The sequence below is a fragment of the Flammeovirga pectinis genome (genome assembly GCF_003970675.1).
GTDB classification, from domain to species: domain Bacteria; phylum Bacteroidota; class Bacteroidia; order Cytophagales; family Flammeovirgaceae; genus Flammeovirga; species Flammeovirga pectinis.
Window position 1 is genome coordinate 5,079,714 of sequence record NZ_CP034562.1, and the last position, 18,564, is coordinate 5,098,277.

General features: G+C 32.9%; 19 protein-coding genes. 12 read left to right on the forward strand and 7 right to left on the reverse strand.

The window, feature by feature from the left end; translation table 11 throughout:
• Positions 1-78: 78 nt before the first annotated feature.
• Together EI427_RS20020 and lpdA are read right to left on the reverse strand one after the other, a co-directional pair.
• Entirely contained in the window at positions 79-510 is a 432-nt protein-coding gene (locus tag EI427_RS20020; RefSeq protein WP_126618081.1) for a hypothetical protein, read from the reverse strand.
• Positions 511-712: 202 nt separating this feature from the next.
• Positions 713-2,116 (reverse strand): dihydrolipoyl dehydrogenase, encoded by a 1,404-nt coding sequence (gene lpdA, locus EI427_RS20025; RefSeq protein ID WP_126618083.1) that lies wholly within the window; start codon positions 2,114-2,116, stop codon positions 713-715.
• A gap of 173 nt (positions 2,117-2,289) precedes the next feature.
• Here lpdA and EI427_RS20030 point away from each other — a divergent pair, with 173 nt between their 5' ends.
• The 8 genes from EI427_RS20030 to rnpA all read left to right on the forward strand — a co-directional run bounded on the left by EI427_RS20030 (position 2,290) and on the right by rnpA (position 6,908).
• Entirely contained in the window at positions 2,290-2,565 is a 276-nt protein-coding gene (locus tag EI427_RS20030; protein ID WP_126618086.1) for a hypothetical protein, read from the forward strand.
• A 165-nt stretch (positions 2,566-2,730) separates the two neighbouring features.
• A complete protein-coding gene (locus tag EI427_RS20035) occupies positions 2,731-3,363 on the forward strand; it encodes a deoxynucleoside kinase (protein ID WP_126618088.1) in 633 nt (210 codons plus the stop codon).
• Positions 3,364-3,391: 28 nt separating this feature from the next.
• Positions 3,392-4,015: a deoxynucleoside kinase gene (locus tag EI427_RS20040; protein WP_126618089.1), complete on the forward strand. Its 624-nt coding sequence runs from the start codon at positions 3,392-3,394 to the stop codon at positions 4,013-4,015.
• Between the two features lie 143 nt (positions 4,016-4,158).
• Positions 4,159-4,773 carry a deoxynucleoside kinase gene (locus EI427_RS20045; protein WP_126618091.1) on the forward strand — a complete coding sequence of 205 codons (615 nt, stop codon included), beginning with the start codon at positions 4,159-4,161 and terminating at the stop codon, positions 4,771-4,773.
• An 84-nt stretch (positions 4,774-4,857) separates the two neighbouring features.
• Entirely contained in the window at positions 4,858-5,490 is a 633-nt protein-coding gene (locus EI427_RS20050) for a LysE family translocator (RefSeq protein WP_126618093.1), read from the forward strand.
• Between the two features lie 457 nt (positions 5,491-5,947).
• Positions 5,948-6,106 carry a 50S ribosomal protein L34 gene (gene rpmH / locus EI427_RS20055; RefSeq protein ID WP_044208068.1) on the forward strand — a complete coding sequence of 53 codons (159 nt, stop codon included), beginning with the start codon at positions 5,948-5,950 and terminating at the stop codon, positions 6,104-6,106.
• A 49-nt stretch (positions 6,107-6,155) separates the two neighbouring features.
• Complete coding sequence (locus EI427_RS26365; RefSeq protein WP_260412668.1) at positions 6,156-6,278, forward strand: hypothetical protein; 123 nt, start codon at positions 6,156-6,158, stop codon at positions 6,276-6,278.
• Between the two features lie 174 nt (positions 6,279-6,452).
• Positions 6,453-6,908: a ribonuclease P protein component gene (rnpA, locus tag EI427_RS20060; protein ID WP_126618095.1), complete on the forward strand. Its 456-nt coding sequence runs from the start codon at positions 6,453-6,455 to the stop codon at positions 6,906-6,908.
• A gap of 3 nt (positions 6,909-6,911) precedes the next feature.
• On the opposite strand, the gene EI427_RS20065 is transcribed toward rnpA, so the two are convergent.
• From EI427_RS20065 to EI427_RS20080, 4 genes are all read right to left on the reverse strand, one after another.
• Positions 6,912-7,361 (reverse strand): glycoside hydrolase family 73 protein, encoded by a 450-nt coding sequence (locus EI427_RS20065; RefSeq protein WP_126618097.1) that lies wholly within the window; start codon positions 7,359-7,361, stop codon positions 6,912-6,914.
• Between the two features lie 278 nt (positions 7,362-7,639).
• On the reverse strand, positions 7,640-8,701 hold the full coding sequence (locus EI427_RS20070) for a VWA domain-containing protein (protein ID WP_394345841.1): 1,062 nt from the start codon (positions 8,699-8,701) through the stop codon (positions 7,640-7,642).
• Between the two features lie 415 nt (positions 8,702-9,116).
• A complete protein-coding gene (locus tag EI427_RS20075; protein ID WP_126618101.1) occupies positions 9,117-10,667 on the reverse strand; it encodes an AAA family ATPase in 1,551 nt (516 codons plus the stop codon).
• 260 nt (positions 10,668-10,927) lie between these two features.
• Complete coding sequence (locus EI427_RS20080; RefSeq protein WP_126618103.1) at positions 10,928-13,405, reverse strand: DUF5916 domain-containing protein; 2,478 nt, start codon at positions 13,403-13,405, stop codon at positions 10,928-10,930.
• Between the two features lie 441 nt (positions 13,406-13,846).
• Here EI427_RS20080 and miaB point away from each other — a divergent pair, with 441 nt between their 5' ends.
• The 3 genes from miaB to EI427_RS20095 all read left to right on the forward strand — a co-directional run bounded on the left by miaB (position 13,847) and on the right by EI427_RS20095 (position 17,325).
• Entirely contained in the window at positions 13,847-15,316 is a 1,470-nt protein-coding gene (miaB, locus tag EI427_RS20085; protein WP_126618105.1) for a tRNA (N6-isopentenyl adenosine(37)-C2)-methylthiotransferase MiaB, read from the forward strand.
• Positions 15,317-15,428: 112 nt separating this feature from the next.
• Positions 15,429-16,712, forward strand: coding sequence for an AAA family ATPase (locus EI427_RS20090; protein WP_126618107.1), 1,284 nt, complete (start codon positions 15,429-15,431; stop codon positions 16,710-16,712).
• Positions 16,702-17,325 carry an RloB family protein gene (locus tag EI427_RS20095; protein WP_126618109.1) on the forward strand — a complete coding sequence of 208 codons (624 nt, stop codon included), beginning with the start codon at positions 16,702-16,704 and terminating at the stop codon, positions 17,323-17,325. The genes EI427_RS20090 and EI427_RS20095 overlap by 11 nt, the downstream gene beginning before the upstream one ends.
• Here EI427_RS20095 and EI427_RS20100 read toward each other — a convergent pair whose 3' ends face one another.
• On the reverse strand, positions 17,326-17,826 hold the full coding sequence (locus tag EI427_RS20100) for a DUF4112 domain-containing protein (RefSeq protein WP_126618111.1): 501 nt from the start codon (positions 17,824-17,826) through the stop codon (positions 17,326-17,328).
• A 78-nt stretch (positions 17,827-17,904) separates the two neighbouring features.
• On the opposite strand from EI427_RS20100, the gene EI427_RS20105 reads away from it, so the two are divergent.
• Complete coding sequence (locus EI427_RS20105) at positions 17,905-18,561, forward strand: hypothetical protein (protein ID WP_126618113.1); 657 nt, start codon at positions 17,905-17,907, stop codon at positions 18,559-18,561.
• Positions 18,562-18,564 lie beyond the last annotated feature (3 nt).

Genomic DNA, 18,564 nt, shown 5'->3' on the forward strand with positions numbered 1-18,564 from the left:
AATGTTCTGCAAAGATATTGTAGATACATTTCATAAAAAAGGTGAAGAATCTCTATCTAACGATATATTAACATGATTTCAATCATAAAATTCTTTTAACTCCTGTTCTACACGAGCCATTTTATGTTCAACTATTTTTCTAGTATGATGATCTATCCAATGCTCTTTATTGATCACATTAGTATTAATACTCTCATAAGAAATGTAAGGGATTCCAAGTGCTTCAAACTCAATTTGAAGATGATCTTCGATAATAACAAAGTTGGTATGTATATCATTACTTAATTGATATACCTCAATGAGTTCATTTTTTATACTATCTCTTATTTTATTTCTAAACTTAGTTATCTCGAACTTCTCTTTTTGTTGCTGTTCAATAATATCGATATCAGGAATAGTGTATTCAGAAAAAGAATCCCAGTATTTTTCGAAGTTAACATCGATAGCATTTTGAGAGAAGCCAAAAAATGGAAGGATAGTAAAAGTTAATAGGGTAATAATATTTTTCATGATTGGTAATAGTTAGGATTTACTCTACACTTTCATAAACTCAAATAATGAGCTTAAGTTCAAGAAAATATTTTTTTCAATGTAATAAATAGCACCTTAAAAGATTTTTCTATCATATCAGTATTATTCTTTTTTTCACAAAAAAAAGCCTTTACACACTAAATGCGTAAAGGCTAATTGATATGTTACAATTTAATATTGCTTACAAGTGAATACACTCGTCATATGCTAAAGCTGCAGCCTCCATTACCGCTTCAGATAATGTTGGGTGAGGGTGAACAGCAGTAATAATTTCATGTCCAGTTACTTCTAACTTACGGCCAACAACTGCTTCAGCAATCATTTCTGTAACGTTAGAGCCAATCATGTGACATCCTAACCATTCGCCATATTTTGCATCAAAGATTACTTTTACAAAACCTTCTTTATGACCAGCAGCACTTGCTTTACCAGATGCAGTGAATGGGAATTTACCAACTTTAATTTCGTAACCAGCTTCTTTAGCTTGTTCTTCAGTGTAACCTACAGAAGCAATCTCTGGCGATGCATAAGTACAACCAGGGATGTTATTGTAGTTCATTGGTTCAGGAGACATGCCTGATATTTTTTCAACACAAATAATACCTTCGTGAGATGCAACGTGTGCTAAAGCAGGACCTTTAACAATATCACCAATTGCAAAAACAGAAGGAATATTAGTTTGGTAGTAATCATTGATTAGTACTTTTCCTTTGTCGTGTGCAACACCAACTTCTTCAAGACCAATGCCTTCTAAGTTAGTTTCTACACCTACAGCAGAAAGAACAACATCACATTCAATTACTGTTTCTTTTCCTTTTTTATTGTCAGTAATTTTAACAACACAACCTTCACCTTCTGTTTCCACAGTTTGAACAGCCGCATTTGTCATTACTTTAATACCTTGTTTTTTGAAGTTACGCTCAAGTTCTTTAGAAACGTCAGCATCTTCGTTAGGTACGATACGAGGTAAATATTCAACTACAGTTACTTCTGTACCAATAGAGTTATAGAAGTAAGCGAATTCAACACCAATTGCTCCAGAACCCATTACAACCATTTTCTTAGGTTGGTTTTCAAGAGTCATTGCCTGACGGTAGCCAATTACTTTTTTACCATCAATTTTGATATGAGGAAGCTCTTTTGCTCTACCACCAGTTGCTAAAATGATCTTATCAGCATCATAAACAGTAGCTTTACCTTCAGCATCAGTTACTTCAACTTGCTTAGGACCTACTAATTTACCAAAGCCTAAAAGTTTCTCAATCTTATTCTTTTTGATTAAGAACTCAACACCTTTACTCATTCCTGCAGCTACACCACGGCTTCTTTGAACCATTGCAGAAAAATCTGCTTCTGCGCCTTCTACGTTAATACCAAAGTCTTTTGCATGGTTAATGTATTGAAATACTTGACCACTTTTTAAAAGCGCTTTTGTTGGGATACATCCCCAGTTAAGACAGATACCACCGATTTCAGCTTTTTCTACAACCGCTACTTTCATTCCTAGTTGAGAAGCACGGATTGCTGCCACGTAACCACCTGGGCCACTACCGATGACAATCAGATCAAATTTTGTTGCTGACATAATTGATTTACTATTAATATAATTTTTCGTTTTCTGTTTCGTGTGGCAATTTCGTAAAAATTCCCATGCAAAAATACACCTTAGTGAACAAAATAAAAATGATGAACCAAATCACTTTAATATTCCGTACTTTTGTATAAAGAAATAAGTTTATTATTTAAATAATTTTGAAGATGAAAAGAGCACCATTTTTCAAGCTTCTCCAGTATCGAACATTTAATTTTACCACTAGACATTACGATGCTGATAAAGAAGAAAGAGAGGCAAGAATAAAAGCACTTAGAGAGAAATACATAGACCAAGATAGTATAGATAAAAGTGCAGAAGGTTTAGAAAGAAGTATCTCATTTTCCAAAGAAAGAGCAAGAAGAACAGAACGTAAACCAATACTAATTAGGGCAGCAATATTGGTTGGTATTTTTGCATTACTTTATATGTTTTTTAAATAGCAATTATTTGAAAATCAATTGTTAGTAATTGTTGAGTCTGTTGTTAACAGTCTTTCTATTATTAATGAGTGGAATCTTTTTTTAAATACTATATATTTGCACCACTTGATTGATGAGCATGTGCTGTCAGTCTTTTATTACTTCATACTTCAGAGTTTATAATTCATGTATATAGCAATAGCCGGAAACATAGGATGTGGAAAAACCACTTTAACCCAGTTGCTTTCAGACCGTTTTGGTTGGAGAGCATTGTTCGAGAGTACAACTAATAATCCTTATTTAGAGGATTTTTACGAGGACATGGAAAAATGGGCTTTTCACTTACAAACCTATTTCTTAAATCACCGTTTTGAACAAATTCAGGAAGCAACAATAGATAATCCGGTTATTCAAGACAGAAGTCTTTACGAAGGAACTTATGTTTTTACTGAAAATTTAAGACGCTCTGGGTTAATTAATCAACGTGATTTCGAAAACTATACAGCGTTATCGAAATTATATGAAGCTAAAGCAAATGCTCCTCATTTATTAATTTATTTAAGAGCAGATATAGATAAACTTCAGAAGAATATTCAAAAAAGAGGTCGTGATTACGAACAATCTATCCCTTCAGAATACCTTTCAAATTTAAATGAATTGTATGAAGAATGGATTGGTAATTATGATAAAGGTGGTTTATTAGTTGTAGATGTAAATGATGTGGACTTTGTAAATAACCCACATGATTTTGAAAGAATAGCATCTGCAATAGAATCAGCAATGCGTATCAGAAAGTCGCCAATGGGCTCAATGATCTAATTAACTCAATTGAATAAAATATTTTACTATGTATATAGCAATCGCCGGAAATATAGGCAGTGGCAAAACAACGTTAACAGGTAAGTTAGCAGAACACTTTGGTTGGGAACCTAGATACGAAAGTGCAGATGATAACCCTTACTTAGAAGATTTTTATGGCGATATGTCTCGTTGGGCATTCCCTTTACAGATATATTTCTTAAATAGTAGATTTCGTCAGGTAATGGAAGTGTCTAAAAATGATGCTCCTATTATACAAGACCGTTCTATTTATGAAGATGCTCATATATTTGCTCGTCAGTTAAATAACGACGGACACCTTACAAATAGAGACCAAGAATGCTTTAATAAAGTATTTAATTCGGTAACAGATCATGCTCCAGCTCCAGATTTATTAATTTATTTACGTACTAGCGTTCCTCAATTGATAGATCATATTCGTAAACGTGGCCGTGAGTATGAACAAAGTATATCTAGAGCTTACCTTACAGGTTTAAATGAATTCTACGAAGAGTGGATTTCTAATTATGATCAAGGTAAACTATTAGTAATTGATATGGAAGATCTAGACTTTGTGGAAAATAAAGTAGATTTTGATCAAATTATTGGAAGCATCGATGCTGAATTACAAGCAGCAAAAGCTCGTGTATAATTCTTAATAGAATTAACGATTTCTAGATAGTGTATGTTATTTAATTAGTGTACACTATTTATATGCTCTTTTTTAAATAAGAAGCATAAACCTCTTTTATTATCAATCAAAAAAAAGAACACTTTTAGGTGTTGCCATACAATATGCAGTACGTTGCTATCGCAGGAAATATAGGATCAGGTAAAACAACTTTAACGAAAAAGCTTTCTGAACATTTTGGTTGGATTGCTGAATACGAAAGTACGGCCGACAATCCTTACTTAGAAGATTTTTATACGGATATGAGAAGATGGGCATTCCATACTCAAGTTCGTTTTTTAGATAATAGTTTTCAGCAAGCTGTAGAAATTAGATCTAGTAAAACTCCAATTGTACAAGATCGTTCTTTTGATGAAAACGCATATATTTTTGCAAGAAACCTACATACTTCCGGTCAGATGGATGATAGGGATTTTGAGTCGTACTGGAAGCTTTTTACAACAATGTCCTCCCAGTTGCCAAAACCCGATTTATTAATCTACCTTGATACGGATTATGATCGCTTAAATTCACAGATATTAAAACGTGGAAGAAGTTACGAACAAGCTATCCCAGAAGAGTATTTAAGAAACCTGAATACTTTATATAATGAATGGATAGATACTTACGAAGGACCTCTTCTTAGAGTAAAAATGTCGGAACATGATTTTGTAGAACAATCAGAAGATTTCTATAAAATTGTAAATGACATTGATAAAGCTCTAGCGTTGGTAAAATAAATATCTAGAAAATATATTTTAAGTGGCCTCATCATCTATTAAAAAGGTGGTGAGGCCATTTTTTTATACCTTAAATTTTAAATCATGCAAGATATTATTCACTTAGATGTATTTGTTATTACGGCGTTAATTTTTGTAATGACACCTGGTATTGATACTATTTTTGTTTTAAACAAAGCCATTAGCGAAGGCAAAACAGTAGGAGTATATTCAACTTTAGGAATAAACGTAGGCGTGATAGTGCATACGTTCTTTGCAGCTATGGGCTTATCACTTATTGTAGCTCAATCTGCCATTGCTTTTCTAATACTTAAATATTGCGGAGCAGCATACTTATTTTACCTTGGCATAACAAGCCTTTTGAGTAAAGAAGAATTAAATGTGAAATTTGATGACAATAAAGGTCAAAAATCTAATAAAGAGCATTTCTTATCTGGGGTAATAACAAATGTATTAAACCCTAAAGTAGCACTGTTCTTCTTATCATTTTTTCCTCAGTTTATAAAAGAAGAAGCAATAGGTAATGCGTTTCCTTTTCTTGTGTTGGGTAGTATATATGCATTCTTAGGAGTGATATGGTTCTTGATAATTACTTATTTTTCAACTCTTTTTTCAGAAAAACTCAGAAGAAATAAAAAGTTTAATACTTATTTAAATAAATGTTCTGGTATTATCTTTTTACTGATGGGAATTAAAGTGTTGTTTAAAAGTAAATGATTAATACACGGGTAGTCAGTTGTTTAAATGTAGTGTAAAGAACTGCTAGTGAGTAGTTTTTTTCAATATAGATAATATAATTCTGTTAAGAATAGTGATTAAAAGTGAATATAAAGACATTAAAAGGATGTTTTTTATAATCATATTACGATAAGAATATATAAAGTAGTATCTTTGCCCCTCGATGAAAAATCGGATTTATGTTTAATTCTACTATTTAATATAGTTGGGTTATAGATTTATCTATTTAATGATGTTAATGGTATTAAATTGATTTTTATGTAAAACAGACATTATCAGCCTATTAATGAACTTTATTAGTTGCTGTTTTTGTTAATACTACTGAAAATCAAGCTGTTTAACTGAAAAAAGTGAATAATGCAGTGAATTCGGTTTGCCATTTTGCTTAAGTATGATTACTTTTGCAAGCCGAAAAATTCTAATCTTACATAGTACGATGAAAAGAACATTTCAACCTTCAAGCCGCAAGAGAAGAAACAAGCATGGTTTCCGTCAAAGAATGCTTTCAGCAAACGGACGTAACGTTCTTGCAGCAAGAAGAAAAAAAGGAAGAAAAAGCCTTACAGTTTCTGATTCAAGAAAACATAAGGCGTAGATAGCACTCTAAAGTAGAGTGTGTTTCAGAACACTAAAAATTTAATGTGATGAAAACTCGTGTCGCAAAAAAAATCTTGTCTAAACAAGAGAAATTAAATTACAACAAAGGTCAAGTTCAAAAAGCTGAACGCCTTGTTGCAAAAAAACAAAAAGCTGCCGCTAACGCGTAATTGATTTTACGTAAGCAGCTTTTATCCATGCGTCTCTGTGAGGTGCATTTGCACCTCGCGGAAGCCCGCGCATAGGTCAAAAGCTGAAGGTTCGGCGGCAGCAAGTACGACGAACCTTCACTTTTTTGTTTATAGACCTATCAAAACAATGTGTTTAATCACATAGTAATTCTTATGGAGCATTCACCTTTACCTACGTATGATCGTCCCACTTTCCCAAAGTGTGAACATCTAAAGAGTAAAAGTACAATAGAGCAGATGTTCAAATCAGGACAGTCTGTCTTTTCTTTTCCGTATAAGGTGTATTATACATTATCATCAGATGTATCTAAAATCCATATCCCTCCTAAAGTTTTAATTTCTGTTTCTAAACGAAGCTTTAAAAATGCCACAGACCGTAACAGGATAAAAAGGCAAATTAAAGAAGCTTATCGTTTAAATAAAACCATCTTACAGCCTAAAGAAGATTCTTCACAACAACAAGTGATAGAAGCCATCTCTTTTGTATATGTTTCTAGAAAAAAAGAGCCTTATCCATTCTTAGAAAGAAAGATGAAGGCTTCTTTATATAAACTTGTTGATATGGTTAAAAATACCCCAACACATCAAGATCTTTCAGAAAAAAAGTAACTATTAAATTAGTATCATCTCATCTAATTGACTGAGATTATACCTTTCTATAATATCAATTAATTTCTCTGCGTACATTGGATCTGTAGCATATCCTGCTTGTTGTAACCCATGTGCCCAACTTTTATAATCTGTACGGTCTAATCTAAATAGACTATTGTACCATACTTTCGATTTTAGAAACTTTCCATGGTCATCAAAAGAAGCGTGTACCGATGCGTATGAACGGAAACATTCTTCTGGTGAATCATCATGATGAGTAATGGAATTTCCATTCCATTGTTCTCCACATTTAATTCCAAAATGATTATTGGACACTCTAGAAAAAGGACTATTTCCATAAGCCGATTCGAGCATTCCTTGTGCAATTATTATACTTGCAGGGATGTTATACTTATGCATTGAGATTACGGCAAAGTAACCATATTGTGATAAGTAATCTTTTTGTGACATCAATCATTTCTCCGTATTTTCTTTTGGAGTTTTATTGTTTGTCGATGCTAAAGAATAAGTAGAAGACACAGTAATACCTAAACACAGAAGTGAGAGTAAAGACAATCTGTAAAAAATCATAAATGTAAGTTGTAAGTAAAGTATTTTAAAATAGGGTAATTAATAGAGTAAAGGGGTAAGTTTTACTTTAGGATGAAATTAGGTTCAAAATGACTAAAATTAAAAAGATCAAGTAATTAAATGAATACTACTTCATTAGTTACTTGATCTTTAATTTATTATTTTTTTCGCTTTAATTTTTTGATTTTCTTCGCAAACTCAAGCAAACTATCTTTTCTACTGGCTCGGTATTTCCAAACTATATCAAAAGGTTTTAACTCTGGAGCATTTTCTGCACCAAAAGTTACTGCAAAAAAGCGGCTATCCTTAGATTGGGCTTTCCTTAGTTTATGTAGAACACTTGTTTCAAACTCAGGAATTTTACCATCAGTAATTAAAATGAGGTCAGATTTTTTATAAGCTTCAGCCTGCATTTCATCAATTGCTTTATGTAAAGCAGGTCCAGCATTTGTTCCTGCACTAAAAGACATAGATAGAAATTGAATTAGAGGCTCTAAACCATCTTGTAAATTACTTAAATCAATTTTTCTAATCTCTTGTTCAGAAGCACCGAAAGAAAAGAGAACACAAGCTCTTTTATTTTCTAACGCCATCTTCATTATTGCAAAGCAAAGTGTTTTAGAAATTTGCTCAGGCTTACCTAACATAGATGCACTTGTATCAACACATAAGATAACTGGTCCCATTACATCTTCTTTGGTACTTGTCTTTTGTGTTTGAGTACCTTCATTAATTTTAGGGGGAGTATCTTCAGCTTTTAGTTCAAATGTTTGAAGTTTATGTTCTACAAACTTTTTATAGAAAATAAATTCTGTTTTCTCATTTCCTAATAATGCAGCTTCAGCTGGTAGAATTTGAGACAGATCGTCACTTTCGTGAACACCAATTAATGATTCTTTACCGTGTGTAAAGTTTCTTCTAAATGGTTGAATAGATATCTCTTCTAATTGTTCTCTTTCTTCTTCTAATTCAGCACTTGCATATCTACCCAAAAGATCAACAAGTTCTTTTAGCATTTCTTCGTCCTCAAGTAAACGATCATACCTTGATAATACTTCAAAGCCTGTACTTTGCCATTTACCTTTTGCTTTTTCAAAGCCTAAACCAAGATGATCCATTAGTTGGCTAATCAATTGCTGAGACTTATCGAATTTAGATGCATTTTCACTAAGTTTCTTACGCAAATCGTCTTGGCGCTTTTGCATTTTCCCTCCCAACATCTTTCGTACACTTTCCACAATTTTAGAAAAGGTACTTTTAGATGATTTCCCTTTGTCACCATTAGAATTTCCTGTTCGCATTCCAAAAGGTAAAGTAAACCGTTTCTTTTGGCGCTGAGCGGGTGGAGGAGAAGAGGTAGTTTCTGATATTTCAACAATATGAGTTACTAACTCTTTTACAACATGTTCCCTTAAAGAAATATGTCTTTTTAAAGAATCTTGTAATCCTGGAGTGTCTAAGATATCATCAATGATGTGTTTGTAGCCAAGAGCAGTGTCAGAGAAATCCGAATTCTTAAATTTCAATGAATGCCCTTTTGCTACTTCAGTAAGGTATGAACCTAAGATATCTCTATCTTCAGCATCACCTAAAGAAGAAAACATCTGAAATTTCTCAATTTCATCAAAAGATGTCTTATCCGCCATAACTACGTTTTAATTTTTCTGTCTGAAGTTTATAATTCAGTACCTGTTTCCATAGATCATTTAAACTTTCATCAATTAAAGATCTCCAGTTTTCTGATAAGAATATATTTTTACCAACACCTTCTTCTCTACTATGTCTCATCTCTTCAATTTCGTGAGAGATTTTATCTAAGTAAGTTAATAACTGATCTGCATCTCTATTTAAGTGCATTTTGATATCATCAGTAACTTGAATAGATACTTTACCTACTTTTTGTTCTTTCGTAGATTTTAATTTGTACTTATGGTATTCAAAGTCTAAGCGTACCTCAATTTCCGTATCAGATATTCTACCTACAGTAAAAGGTTCTGTTCTTCCTGTAGACGTGTATAACATAACATCAGAAGCACCGCGTCCAAGCATTTCAAAATCATCAGCAAGGATACGGTTATTAAGACTAGAAAAACCATCAATTTGGTAGTATTCTCCATCTATTAAATGAGGAGCTTCTACAAGTAATTCTTTTTCTACTTTTGTTTTCTCTTCAACAATTTGAGCATAATTGTCTAACTGAGATTTTACAGTATCCATACTATATTTTGCACTCCATCCGTATTTTTGGATAGAACGCGTAACCCACTGTCTTACCATATCTATTTGATCTGGAGAATTCCAGATACAGTTAGAGATAAGAAAGCAATCTGATAGGTCTACTTTAGTACGCCCGTTCATAAATGCTGATGTTCTTAACAAACGAACAATTTTATGCCAACGACGATCCGATATATAGATATTTTTTTCTACTTCAGTGCCTGTAGATTGGTTATAACGCTCAATATATTTTCTAACAATAGAAATTACACTCAATACTTCTTGAGGAATTTTGACTTGATCAATAACAGAACTCCACTCATCTACTTCCTCTTCATCAAATTTGACATCTTCGCTTACAACAGGGTTAGTAAGTTTAGAAGATGTAATCATGTCAAAGAATTTTTGCTCATCAATAATTCTGTCAACAAAAACTCTTACTAAGAATCTATCCCAAATTGCTTCTAGTCCTTCTCCTTTAGCAGGAAGTTCGTTAGATGCAGATAATAATGCATGTACTTTAACTTCAATCTCTTGATCACCATTTCTAAATACTTTTTCATTCAGAACGGTTAAAAGAGCATTTTGAATGGATGGGCCAGCTTTCCATATTTCATCAAGAAATACAACCGAAGATCCAGGAAGATAATTATCAGTAAGGCGTTCGTATTTATCTTCTTTACTTAATTTTGAAATAGATATAGGTCCAAATATTTCATCTGGTGTACTAAATCTATTCATTAAATATTCAAAAGAGTCACCACCTTTAAAAGCATATTTTAATCGGCGGGCAATCATACTTTTACCAACACCCGGAGGTCCTAGCATAAAGATACTTTCACCAGCAATAGCACTTAGTAATGCTAACGATAAAACATCTTCTTTTTCGTGAAGATCTTCTCCTAATAATTTAAGTAATTTTTTTGAACGCTTTCTTACCTCAGAGGCAACGCTAGAGATTTCAGTCATTTGTTCGTTATATAAAACATGGAGCCGCTTAAAAAGTGACTTCTTTAGTTATGTGATTTGAAATTAAGATTTCGCACTATTTTTAATATGCATTTTTGCGAAGCCTAATTTATAGATTATTTTGAATTTGAAAAGTAACATACGTTCCCTTAAATGGGAAAAAATAGATAATATGATTAAAAAGAACAATTTGGACATAAAAAAAGAAGGTAATGTATATTTTACCTTCTTCGATTTATGATTTTTTGTGCTCTTTCTAATTACATTCTAGAAAAGCCCTTTTTTACTTGTTGATAATCTAGGAAGTACATTACTCTAAGAGACAAAGTATTTACTTGTGCTTCTTTCCACATTTCGTTCATATTATTATTAAATGTGTAATGAGAATTATGCGATGAAGAACCTAGTTGATTTCTCCATAATGCTGTAAAAAAACTTCCTGGTAAAAATTCCCAACTATAAGATACTTCCATATTGAATGTATTATAATTAGTATCGTGTTCTTTTTCTCCTTCATCATTAATATCAGAATAATTAGAAGAAAGCAGATCACCATCTTTAGTAAGGTCAAAGAAATCAGTATAGTTTACTTGTCTCCAATAATGTCTTAAACGTAGTTTTAAAAACATTTTATTAGTGAAGGTATATTGAGTCCAGAAGTTATTTTCTAAAGTGGTAACTCCTCTATTACCATAAATAACATCTTCAACTTCATCGTTGCTATCTTTTATTGTGGTTACGTAGCCTTTTTCATTTTTCTGATTATTCCACGAAATGGTGTGATTTAACTCAAATTTATCTGTCATTCTATATGTTTGACCGTATCTGTAGAACTCATCAAATTGATCAAATTCTGGGCGTTGCCAGAAACTTGTTCTAAAACTCATAGAATATTTCTTTCTTCCATCAGAATTAATGGTAATACCACCATCCTGAGAAGGTAATTGTTTAAATCTATAACCTTCTTCTCTTGGTCCAAAGTAATCATAACTTACTTGAGGAGTTGTTGCCACATTCATGTAAACACTCCAGAAATTTTTGAAAAGCATATCGCCATCGGCCCAAACTCTTCTAGACATAAATGATCTTGGATTGTAAAGCCAGTTTTCGTCGTAGCCTACTCTTGCCCAATATCTTTGATATATTCCTTTTGCTTGATAGATATTGTAAGAAGCGTTTGTTCTAATATTTATTGCATTGTTAGAACCATTAAAACCCATATCATTAGGGTTGTATTTATCAGATTCTACATTAGTAGATGCCCAATATCTCCATTTACCACTTACTTTCCCTCCTCCAATGTCATATCTATAACCAAGAACTTTTAATTCTTCATCTTCGGCAGTATTGTCAAGTAATGGTTTAAACTCCTGACTTAAGCCTCCAAAACCACGTATTCTATAAGTATTTGTACGATCGTACAGGCTAAAATCTCCAGAAGTAACATTAGAATTTTTATACCCTTGACCTCTATATACATTACTATTCATAAAACCAATCTTAGAATTGTTGGCTAAGTTTTGCTCAATAGATATAATATTGAAATTGGTAAGCGGGTCTGCTTTAACATCTCGTCTTTCTCCTGTAAGCGTATCTTCTATTATACCAAAAGACTCATTAGTGATAGAGTTTAAGATACCAATACCTAATCCTTTTTCTGTTCTTCCTGTTAACTTAATTGAGTTGATAAGAGGGGCGTCAGTAGGTTTAAATTTATACTCTTCATGTTCTTCTAATAAATCATCACTTGGAGCAATATGATTTTGTCCGATACGGCGTGAATAGAATTGACCCCATTTATTAAAAATTGTAGTTCCTTGTGTAAAGAAATCTCTAAATTCCCCATACTGTACCTCGTAGGCAGAGAGATTTAGAACCTCATTATCTGCTTGTACTTGAGAAAAATCGGGAACTAAACTAACGTCTAAAGTAAAACTTTGTCCTAAACCTAATTTAAGGTCTGCGCCACCAGAAAATGTATTCGCAATTTTATTCGAACCTTGTTTGCCAACAGCTACATTACTTATGTAAGGAGATAAAGATAAACGTAATGGTGGTTTTATATCATATAACCCCCTTAATGAGCCGAATTGGTTAACATAGCCAGATTTATTTGCATCAATATTATTCCAATAAGAGGTTTCTCCTTTTCTCTGAATTACACGTCCGAAGTTTATACCCCAAACTTGTTCTTTAGCATCAGGCATACGTAAAGCACGGTAAGGAATAGCCATTTCTACAGCCCAGCCTTCTTCATTTACTTTAACAGCACTGCTCCATACTTCATTCCAGTTGCCATCCCAACCAGATGTCCCTCTCATTCTATCACTTTGCACACCAGAAGCACTTACAACAAATTCAAAACAGTCTTGTTGTTTATTATATGTATCAAAAGAAACCACAAAAACATCTGCACCATTTCCTCCAGAATCTCTAGCTCCCATATTGGTGCGAATAGAGTCTGGGGCAGTATCATACAGTTGAGCACTTACGTAAATTGCGTAATCATCGTAAGCTACTTGAACTTTTGTTTTTTGGTTTGATTTCTCGTTATTATTTGGCCAGTTTTGAGTAAAAAATCCTTCGTAAATATACTTGCTTGGATCATCTCCATTAAGTAGTCTATCACTTACACTAGCAGTTAAATTTGTTACATTGATAGGATCCATCCATACTCCATCATCTAGAATGCCATCAATTTTTGGAGCATCACTTGTAGCCCAAGCATGAAGGTTCATTCTGTGGAGTTGTGCATTTGATTTAGTCGTGATAACTAAGCACAATAATATTATGAATATCGAGGATTTATGTAGGGCCAACACTTGCTATTGTTTGTTTATTTAGATTCAGTTTACAATATCTAAAATTGTATAACTAACAACAATCTTGTTGTATAATATTAACTAATACAACTTGTAAAAATGTTATTTTAACGAAAAATTAAAACTTGTTATCAAAAAATACCCTTGTTGCTGAAACAATTACTTTCTTAAATTTTAGGTGTGTAATCTATATGAAGATCAATCAATTGTAAACAAAATTGATAAGTGTGTTTCCTTGTGTTAGCTTTGTCTTTGGAATTCACTTTTGTGATATTCGAATTTAAGTTAATTAAGTTGTATAAGCTCAGAACTAGGAGGACTGAAAATCCTCAACCTTCTGTCTTAAAATCCAAAGTAATGAGCGGTCTGATTAAAGACATTGAAATCGTTGATAACGATAAAAAAGCAGCTGAATCGTGTGATATACGTGTCACTGAAGATACAGCAAAGAATGGTCAGCGAAAACTTTATATAGAAAGTTATGGTTGCCAAATGAATTTCTCTGATTCGGAGATTGTAGCCTCGGTTATGAAAGAAAATAACTTTGGTACTACCTCGAACATGGATGAAGCAGATCTTGTATTTTTAAATACATGTTCTATTCGTGAGAAAGCAGAATTAAATGTACGTCAGCGTCTAACCGTATTTAACCGTATTAAAAAAACACGTCCGGGAATGATAATCGGTGTGTTAGGTTGTATGGCTGAACGTTTAAAAACACAATTGCTGGAAGAAGAGAAAATGGTAGATATCGTGGCTGGTCCAGATTCTTACCGTGACCTTCCAAAACTAGTTGGTGATGTAGATGGCGGCGATAAAGGGATTAACGTATTTTTATCAAGAGATGAAACGTACGCTGATATTGCTCCTGTAAGATTGAATTCTAACGGTATTTCTGCAATGATCTCTATTATGAGGGGTTGTGATAATATGTGTTCTTTCTGTGTGGTACCTTTTACAAGAGGTAGAGAAAGAAGCCGTGATCCTCATTCTATAGTAAAAGAAGCAAAAGAGCTTTTTGAGCAAGGTTATAGAGAAGTTACTTTATTAGGACAAAATGTAGATTCTTACAAATGGTCTGATGAAGAAAACAATAAAGCCAAATTAGAAAAGAAAGAACGTGTGGGTGATGATGTTGAAGTTTTTAGCTTTGCAAAATTACTAACAATGGTTGCTGAAGTTTCTCCAGAATTACGTATTCGTTTCTCTACATCTCATCCAAAAGATATTACGGATGATGTATTGTACGCAATCCGTGATCACGAAAATATTTGTAACTACATTCACTTGCCAGTACAATCGGGTAACTCTAGAGTATTGGACATTATGAACCGTACTTATGACCGTGAATGGTACATCAATAGAATTGATGCAATTCGTGAAATTTTAGGTGATGATTGTGGCGTTTCTTCTGATATGATTTCAGGTTTTTGTACTGAAACAGAAGAAGAGCATAGAGATACACTTTCTTTAATGGAATATGTAAAATTTGATTACAGCTACATGTTCTATTATTCTGAACGCCCAGGAACATTAGCCGAAAAGAAATTTGAAGATGATATTCCTTTGGAAGTGAAGAAACGTAGATTACAAGAAATTGTAGATTTACAAAGAAAGCATGCTACAGAGCGTAACAAATTAAATATTGGTCAGGTACAGAAAGTATTGATTGATGGTTACTCAAAGCGTAGTAAAGAGCATTTCCAAGGAAAGAACTCTGCAAATAAAATTATAGTTTTCCCTAAAGGTGATGCTAAACTAGGACAATATGTAGATGTAAAAGTTCACGATTGTACAGGTGGAACATTATTAGGCGAAATGATTTAATAAGTAGTTTAAATACTCCTTTAATAAGGTGTGAATCTTCAATTTGAATGGTTCATACCTTATTTTTTTTGTGTATTTTAGGGAACAAGAACAAAGATTAACCCTAAAAGAAATGTTGATAGAATTTTCTGTTTCCAATTTCAGGTCAATAAAAAATGAGCAGGTATTATCCCTGTTACCCTCCAGTAGAATTAGAAAAGTAGTACCTGAAAATAGATTGTTAACCCATAAGAATTACAAGAACACAGAAACATTAGCTTCTGCAGTAGTTTTTGGTGCTAACGCATCTGGTAAAAGTAATTTATTAAGAGCGTTAGAAGCATTAGCGGTAATGGTGCAGGAAGGAGGAGATACGGTTATTGGTGAAGGAGCAAAAGCATATGTACCTTTTCGGTTAGATCGATTATCTAGAGAATTACCAACAGATTTTTATATTCGTTTTATTGCTGGTGATGGCGTTCAGTACGAATATGAAATGTCTAGAGATATTGATCAAGTTACCCACGAAGCTCTTTATTCTTACCCGAAAGCAAGAAAAGTAAAACTATTTGAGCGTAACCAAGGTGAGTTTATTGTTTTTGGGCAGAAGTTAAAAGGAGATAAGCAAAGTATTGCCAAACATATTCTGCCTTATCAGTTGTTACTTACTAAGGGGGCACAATTAGGGTTAAATCAGTTAATGGCTCCTTGGTCATTCTTTAAAAACCATCTTAGAGCATATATTCTATATAAATCTGTTTATGATGATACTTTACTTCAAGGTATAGCAAAACACATTGTAAGCGATGAATCTGGCCGATTTCTAAGAAACTTATCTCGTTTGGTTAATCATTCTGATACGGGTGTAAAAGGAATTGAAGTTGTGCAAGAGGATAGTGAATTAATGGGGCTTTTTGAAGGACGACGTAGGTTTAAATTAAAAACGATTCATAGTTCAGAAGAAAATTTAGAAGATAAAATAGCATTTGATTTAAAAGAAGAATCAATTGGTACTAGAAAATTAGTGGCTTTAGGTGGTTTAATCTTACGAGTTTTGGAAGCTGGAGATACTTTGGTCATTGATGAGCTAGATCAAAGTATGCACCCTCATTTAACAAGAGCTTTAATTAAATTATTTCATAACCCTGCAACAAACCCCAAAAGGGCTCAATTAATATTTTCTACACATGATGCTTCTTTATTAAATGATGATCTTTTTAGGTTTGATCAGGTATTTATATCAGAACGAACAGAAGATGGAATTACAGAAATTTCTTCTGTATCGGATATTCCTCATTTAAAGAAAGAAGTTCCTTTAGAGGAATGGTATTTAACAGGGAAATTTGGAGGAACTCCGGCTATTAATCAAATGGGGTTAGAATTTGATTTTAAAACAAATTTAGAAGATGAGGAATAGGAGAAGAGATAAAAATAGATCGCTCCGACAACGTGTACTTATCTTATGTGAAGGAGCGAAAACAGAACCGAACTACTTTAATAGTTTAAAGCATGATGCACAAAAAAGAAGAATCTTAACGGCCGTTGACGTAGAAGTGTATCAGCCTAAAAGTCATAGTCCACTTGGCTTAGTGAAAGAAGCGATTTTGAAAAAGAAAAAAGCAATACTTAAAGGTAATCCTTATGAAACTATTTGGTTAGTGTTTGATAGGGACTTTCACAAATACATAGAAGATGTAATAGAAATGGCCAATGAAAATGACATTCAGATTATTATATCAAATATTTGCTTTGAGCTATGGTTTTTACTTCATTTTGAGGATTTAGACATGAACCGACATTTTTTAAAGTGTGGCAACCTTATTAAACATATTCAACAAAATTACGTGGTGCGCTATCATAAAAATGGAAAGAATTATCAGAACCTTAAAGAAGAAACACCTGTAGCAATAGAACGAGCTAAAAAACTAGAGCAAGTTTATATAAACGGTGTTCACTCTCATCTAAAATTTCATGAAAGAGAACCGTATACGAATGTCTATGTGCTTGTAGAATATTTGTTGGGATTATAATTATTGAAGGTTGAAAGTCTGAACAATGGCTAGTTTTATAAAATAAAAACAGACGCCAACAACACCAAGAATTATTAAAAACATAAGAGAAGCAAAAATGATTAAACCTGTTGAGCTTTTCTGTACATTATTAATTGCTTCGGGGTTCTTTTCGTAGTATTTGATTAATAACTGCGTATTGTTTCTATTTGCCTTATAAAAGAAATCTATAAAATCTCCTACACCTGGAATTAAACCGACTAAGTAGTCAATGATTAAATTGAAAGTCATGGCCATAATTAAACGGGCAGGGATACCATTTCTAGCAACTGTATATAATGAAATACCAGAAATAATAATCGAAAGTGTATCACCAACTCCCGGTATAATGCCAATAATAGGATCGAGCCCAAAAGAAAGTTTTGTACCAGGTATTCGTACAGCCTCATCCATTAAAGAACTTATTCTTTTCAGTGTTTTATAAGAAGGATCCTCGGTATAATGTAGGGTAGGTTTCACCATTTTATGTAGATTGTTTGCTTAATCGTGTGATATTGGATAATTTTTTAATTAATTTGAATAAAATTAGAAATTCTAGACATGAAAAATATTACCTCGACTTTTATCTTACTACTAAGTCTTTTTTTATCTCAAACAGTTACAGCACAAGTCTATAATTATGTTGAAGATAGTACAAAAACACAACAATCTACTCAACAGGAACAATATAAGCGTCCTACAAATCAAGAAGTAGATGCATTAAAAGACCAAAAACATTCTGATAAACCACTTAAAGATAAGATTTTCTTTGGTGGAGGTTTAGGGTTTGGGTTTTCTAGTTATTATACTCAAATTGTTGTACAGCCAATGGCAGGGTACATGATTACACCAAATTTACAAGTTGGTGTAGGTTTGGTTTATGAGTATTTTGAACGTAAAGATGTTGACTATAAAGAAAACAACTACGGTATTCGTCCGTTTGCTAGATACATGATTGAAGTAAGAGATGGTTTAAGAGTATTTCCTCAAGCAGAGTATTATGGGTTTAGTAATAATTATGAATACCGTGATAATATTAGCGGTGAAAAAGTGAGCGGTTCTCAATGGAGAGATCAATTCTTAATTGGTGGGGGAGTCTCGCAAGGAATAGGAAAAAAAGGTGGTATTAATTTTATTGCTTTGTATGATGTTTCTTATGATGAACAAACCTCTTATTACAGTTCACCTTGGGTATTTAGAATTGAAGTCGCTTTTTAGTGA

What these genes read in the sequence shown, in the direction of transcription:
- EI427_RS20035 (WP_126618088.1), top strand. Translation starts at nt 2,731, where the DNA reads ATGTATATAGCAATAGCCGGAAACATAGGATGTGGAAAAACCACTTTA.
- miaB (WP_126618105.1), top strand. Translation starts at nt 13,847, where the DNA reads ATGAGCGGTCTGATTAAAGACATTGAAATCGTTGATAACGATAAAAAA.
- EI427_RS20090 (WP_126618107.1), top strand. Translation starts at nt 15,429, where the DNA reads ATGTTGATAGAATTTTCTGTTTCCAATTTCAGGTCAATAAAAAATGAG.
- EI427_RS20045 (WP_126618091.1), top strand. Translation starts at nt 4,159, where the DNA reads ATGCAGTACGTTGCTATCGCAGGAAATATAGGATCAGGTAAAACAACT.
- EI427_RS20030 (WP_126618086.1), top strand. Translation starts at nt 2,290, where the DNA reads ATGAAAAGAGCACCATTTTTCAAGCTTCTCCAGTATCGAACATTTAAT.
- rnpA (WP_126618095.1), top strand. Translation starts at nt 6,453, where the DNA reads ATGGAGCATTCACCTTTACCTACGTATGATCGTCCCACTTTCCCAAAG.
- EI427_RS20040 (WP_126618089.1), top strand. Translation starts at nt 3,392, where the DNA reads ATGTATATAGCAATCGCCGGAAATATAGGCAGTGGCAAAACAACGTTA.
- EI427_RS20020 (WP_126618081.1), bottom strand. Translation starts at nt 510, where the DNA reads ATGAAAAATATTATTACCCTATTAACTTTTACTATCCTTCCATTTTTT.
- EI427_RS20080 (WP_126618103.1), bottom strand. Translation starts at nt 13,405, where the DNA reads ATGAACCTTCATGCTTGGGCTACAAGTGATGCTCCAAAAATTGATGGC.
- EI427_RS20095 (WP_126618109.1), top strand. Translation starts at nt 16,702, where the DNA reads ATGAGGAATAGGAGAAGAGATAAAAATAGATCGCTCCGACAACGTGTA.
- EI427_RS20100 (WP_126618111.1), bottom strand. Translation starts at nt 17,826, where the DNA reads ATGGTGAAACCTACCCTACATTATACCGAGGATCCTTCTTATAAAACA.
- EI427_RS26365 (WP_260412668.1), top strand. Translation starts at nt 6,156, where the DNA reads ATGAAAACTCGTGTCGCAAAAAAAATCTTGTCTAAACAAGAGAAATTA.
- EI427_RS20065 (WP_126618097.1), bottom strand. Translation starts at nt 7,361, where the DNA reads ATGTCACAAAAAGATTACTTATCACAATATGGTTACTTTGCCGTAATC.
- EI427_RS20070 (WP_394345841.1), bottom strand. Translation starts at nt 8,701, where the DNA reads ATGTTGGGAGGGAAAATGCAAAAGCGCCAAGACGATTTGCGTAAGAAA.
- rpmH (WP_044208068.1), top strand. Translation starts at nt 5,948, where the DNA reads ATGAAAAGAACATTTCAACCTTCAAGCCGCAAGAGAAGAAACAAGCAT.
- lpdA (WP_126618083.1), bottom strand. Translation starts at nt 2,116, where the DNA reads ATGTCAGCAACAAAATTTGATCTGATTGTCATCGGTAGTGGCCCAGGT.
- EI427_RS20075 (WP_126618101.1), bottom strand. Translation starts at nt 10,667, where the DNA reads ATGACTGAAATCTCTAGCGTTGCCTCTGAGGTAAGAAAGCGTTCAAAA.
- EI427_RS20050 (WP_126618093.1), top strand. Translation starts at nt 4,858, where the DNA reads ATGCAAGATATTATTCACTTAGATGTATTTGTTATTACGGCGTTAATT.
- EI427_RS20105 (WP_126618113.1), top strand. Translation starts at nt 17,905, where the DNA reads ATGAAAAATATTACCTCGACTTTTATCTTACTACTAAGTCTTTTTTTA.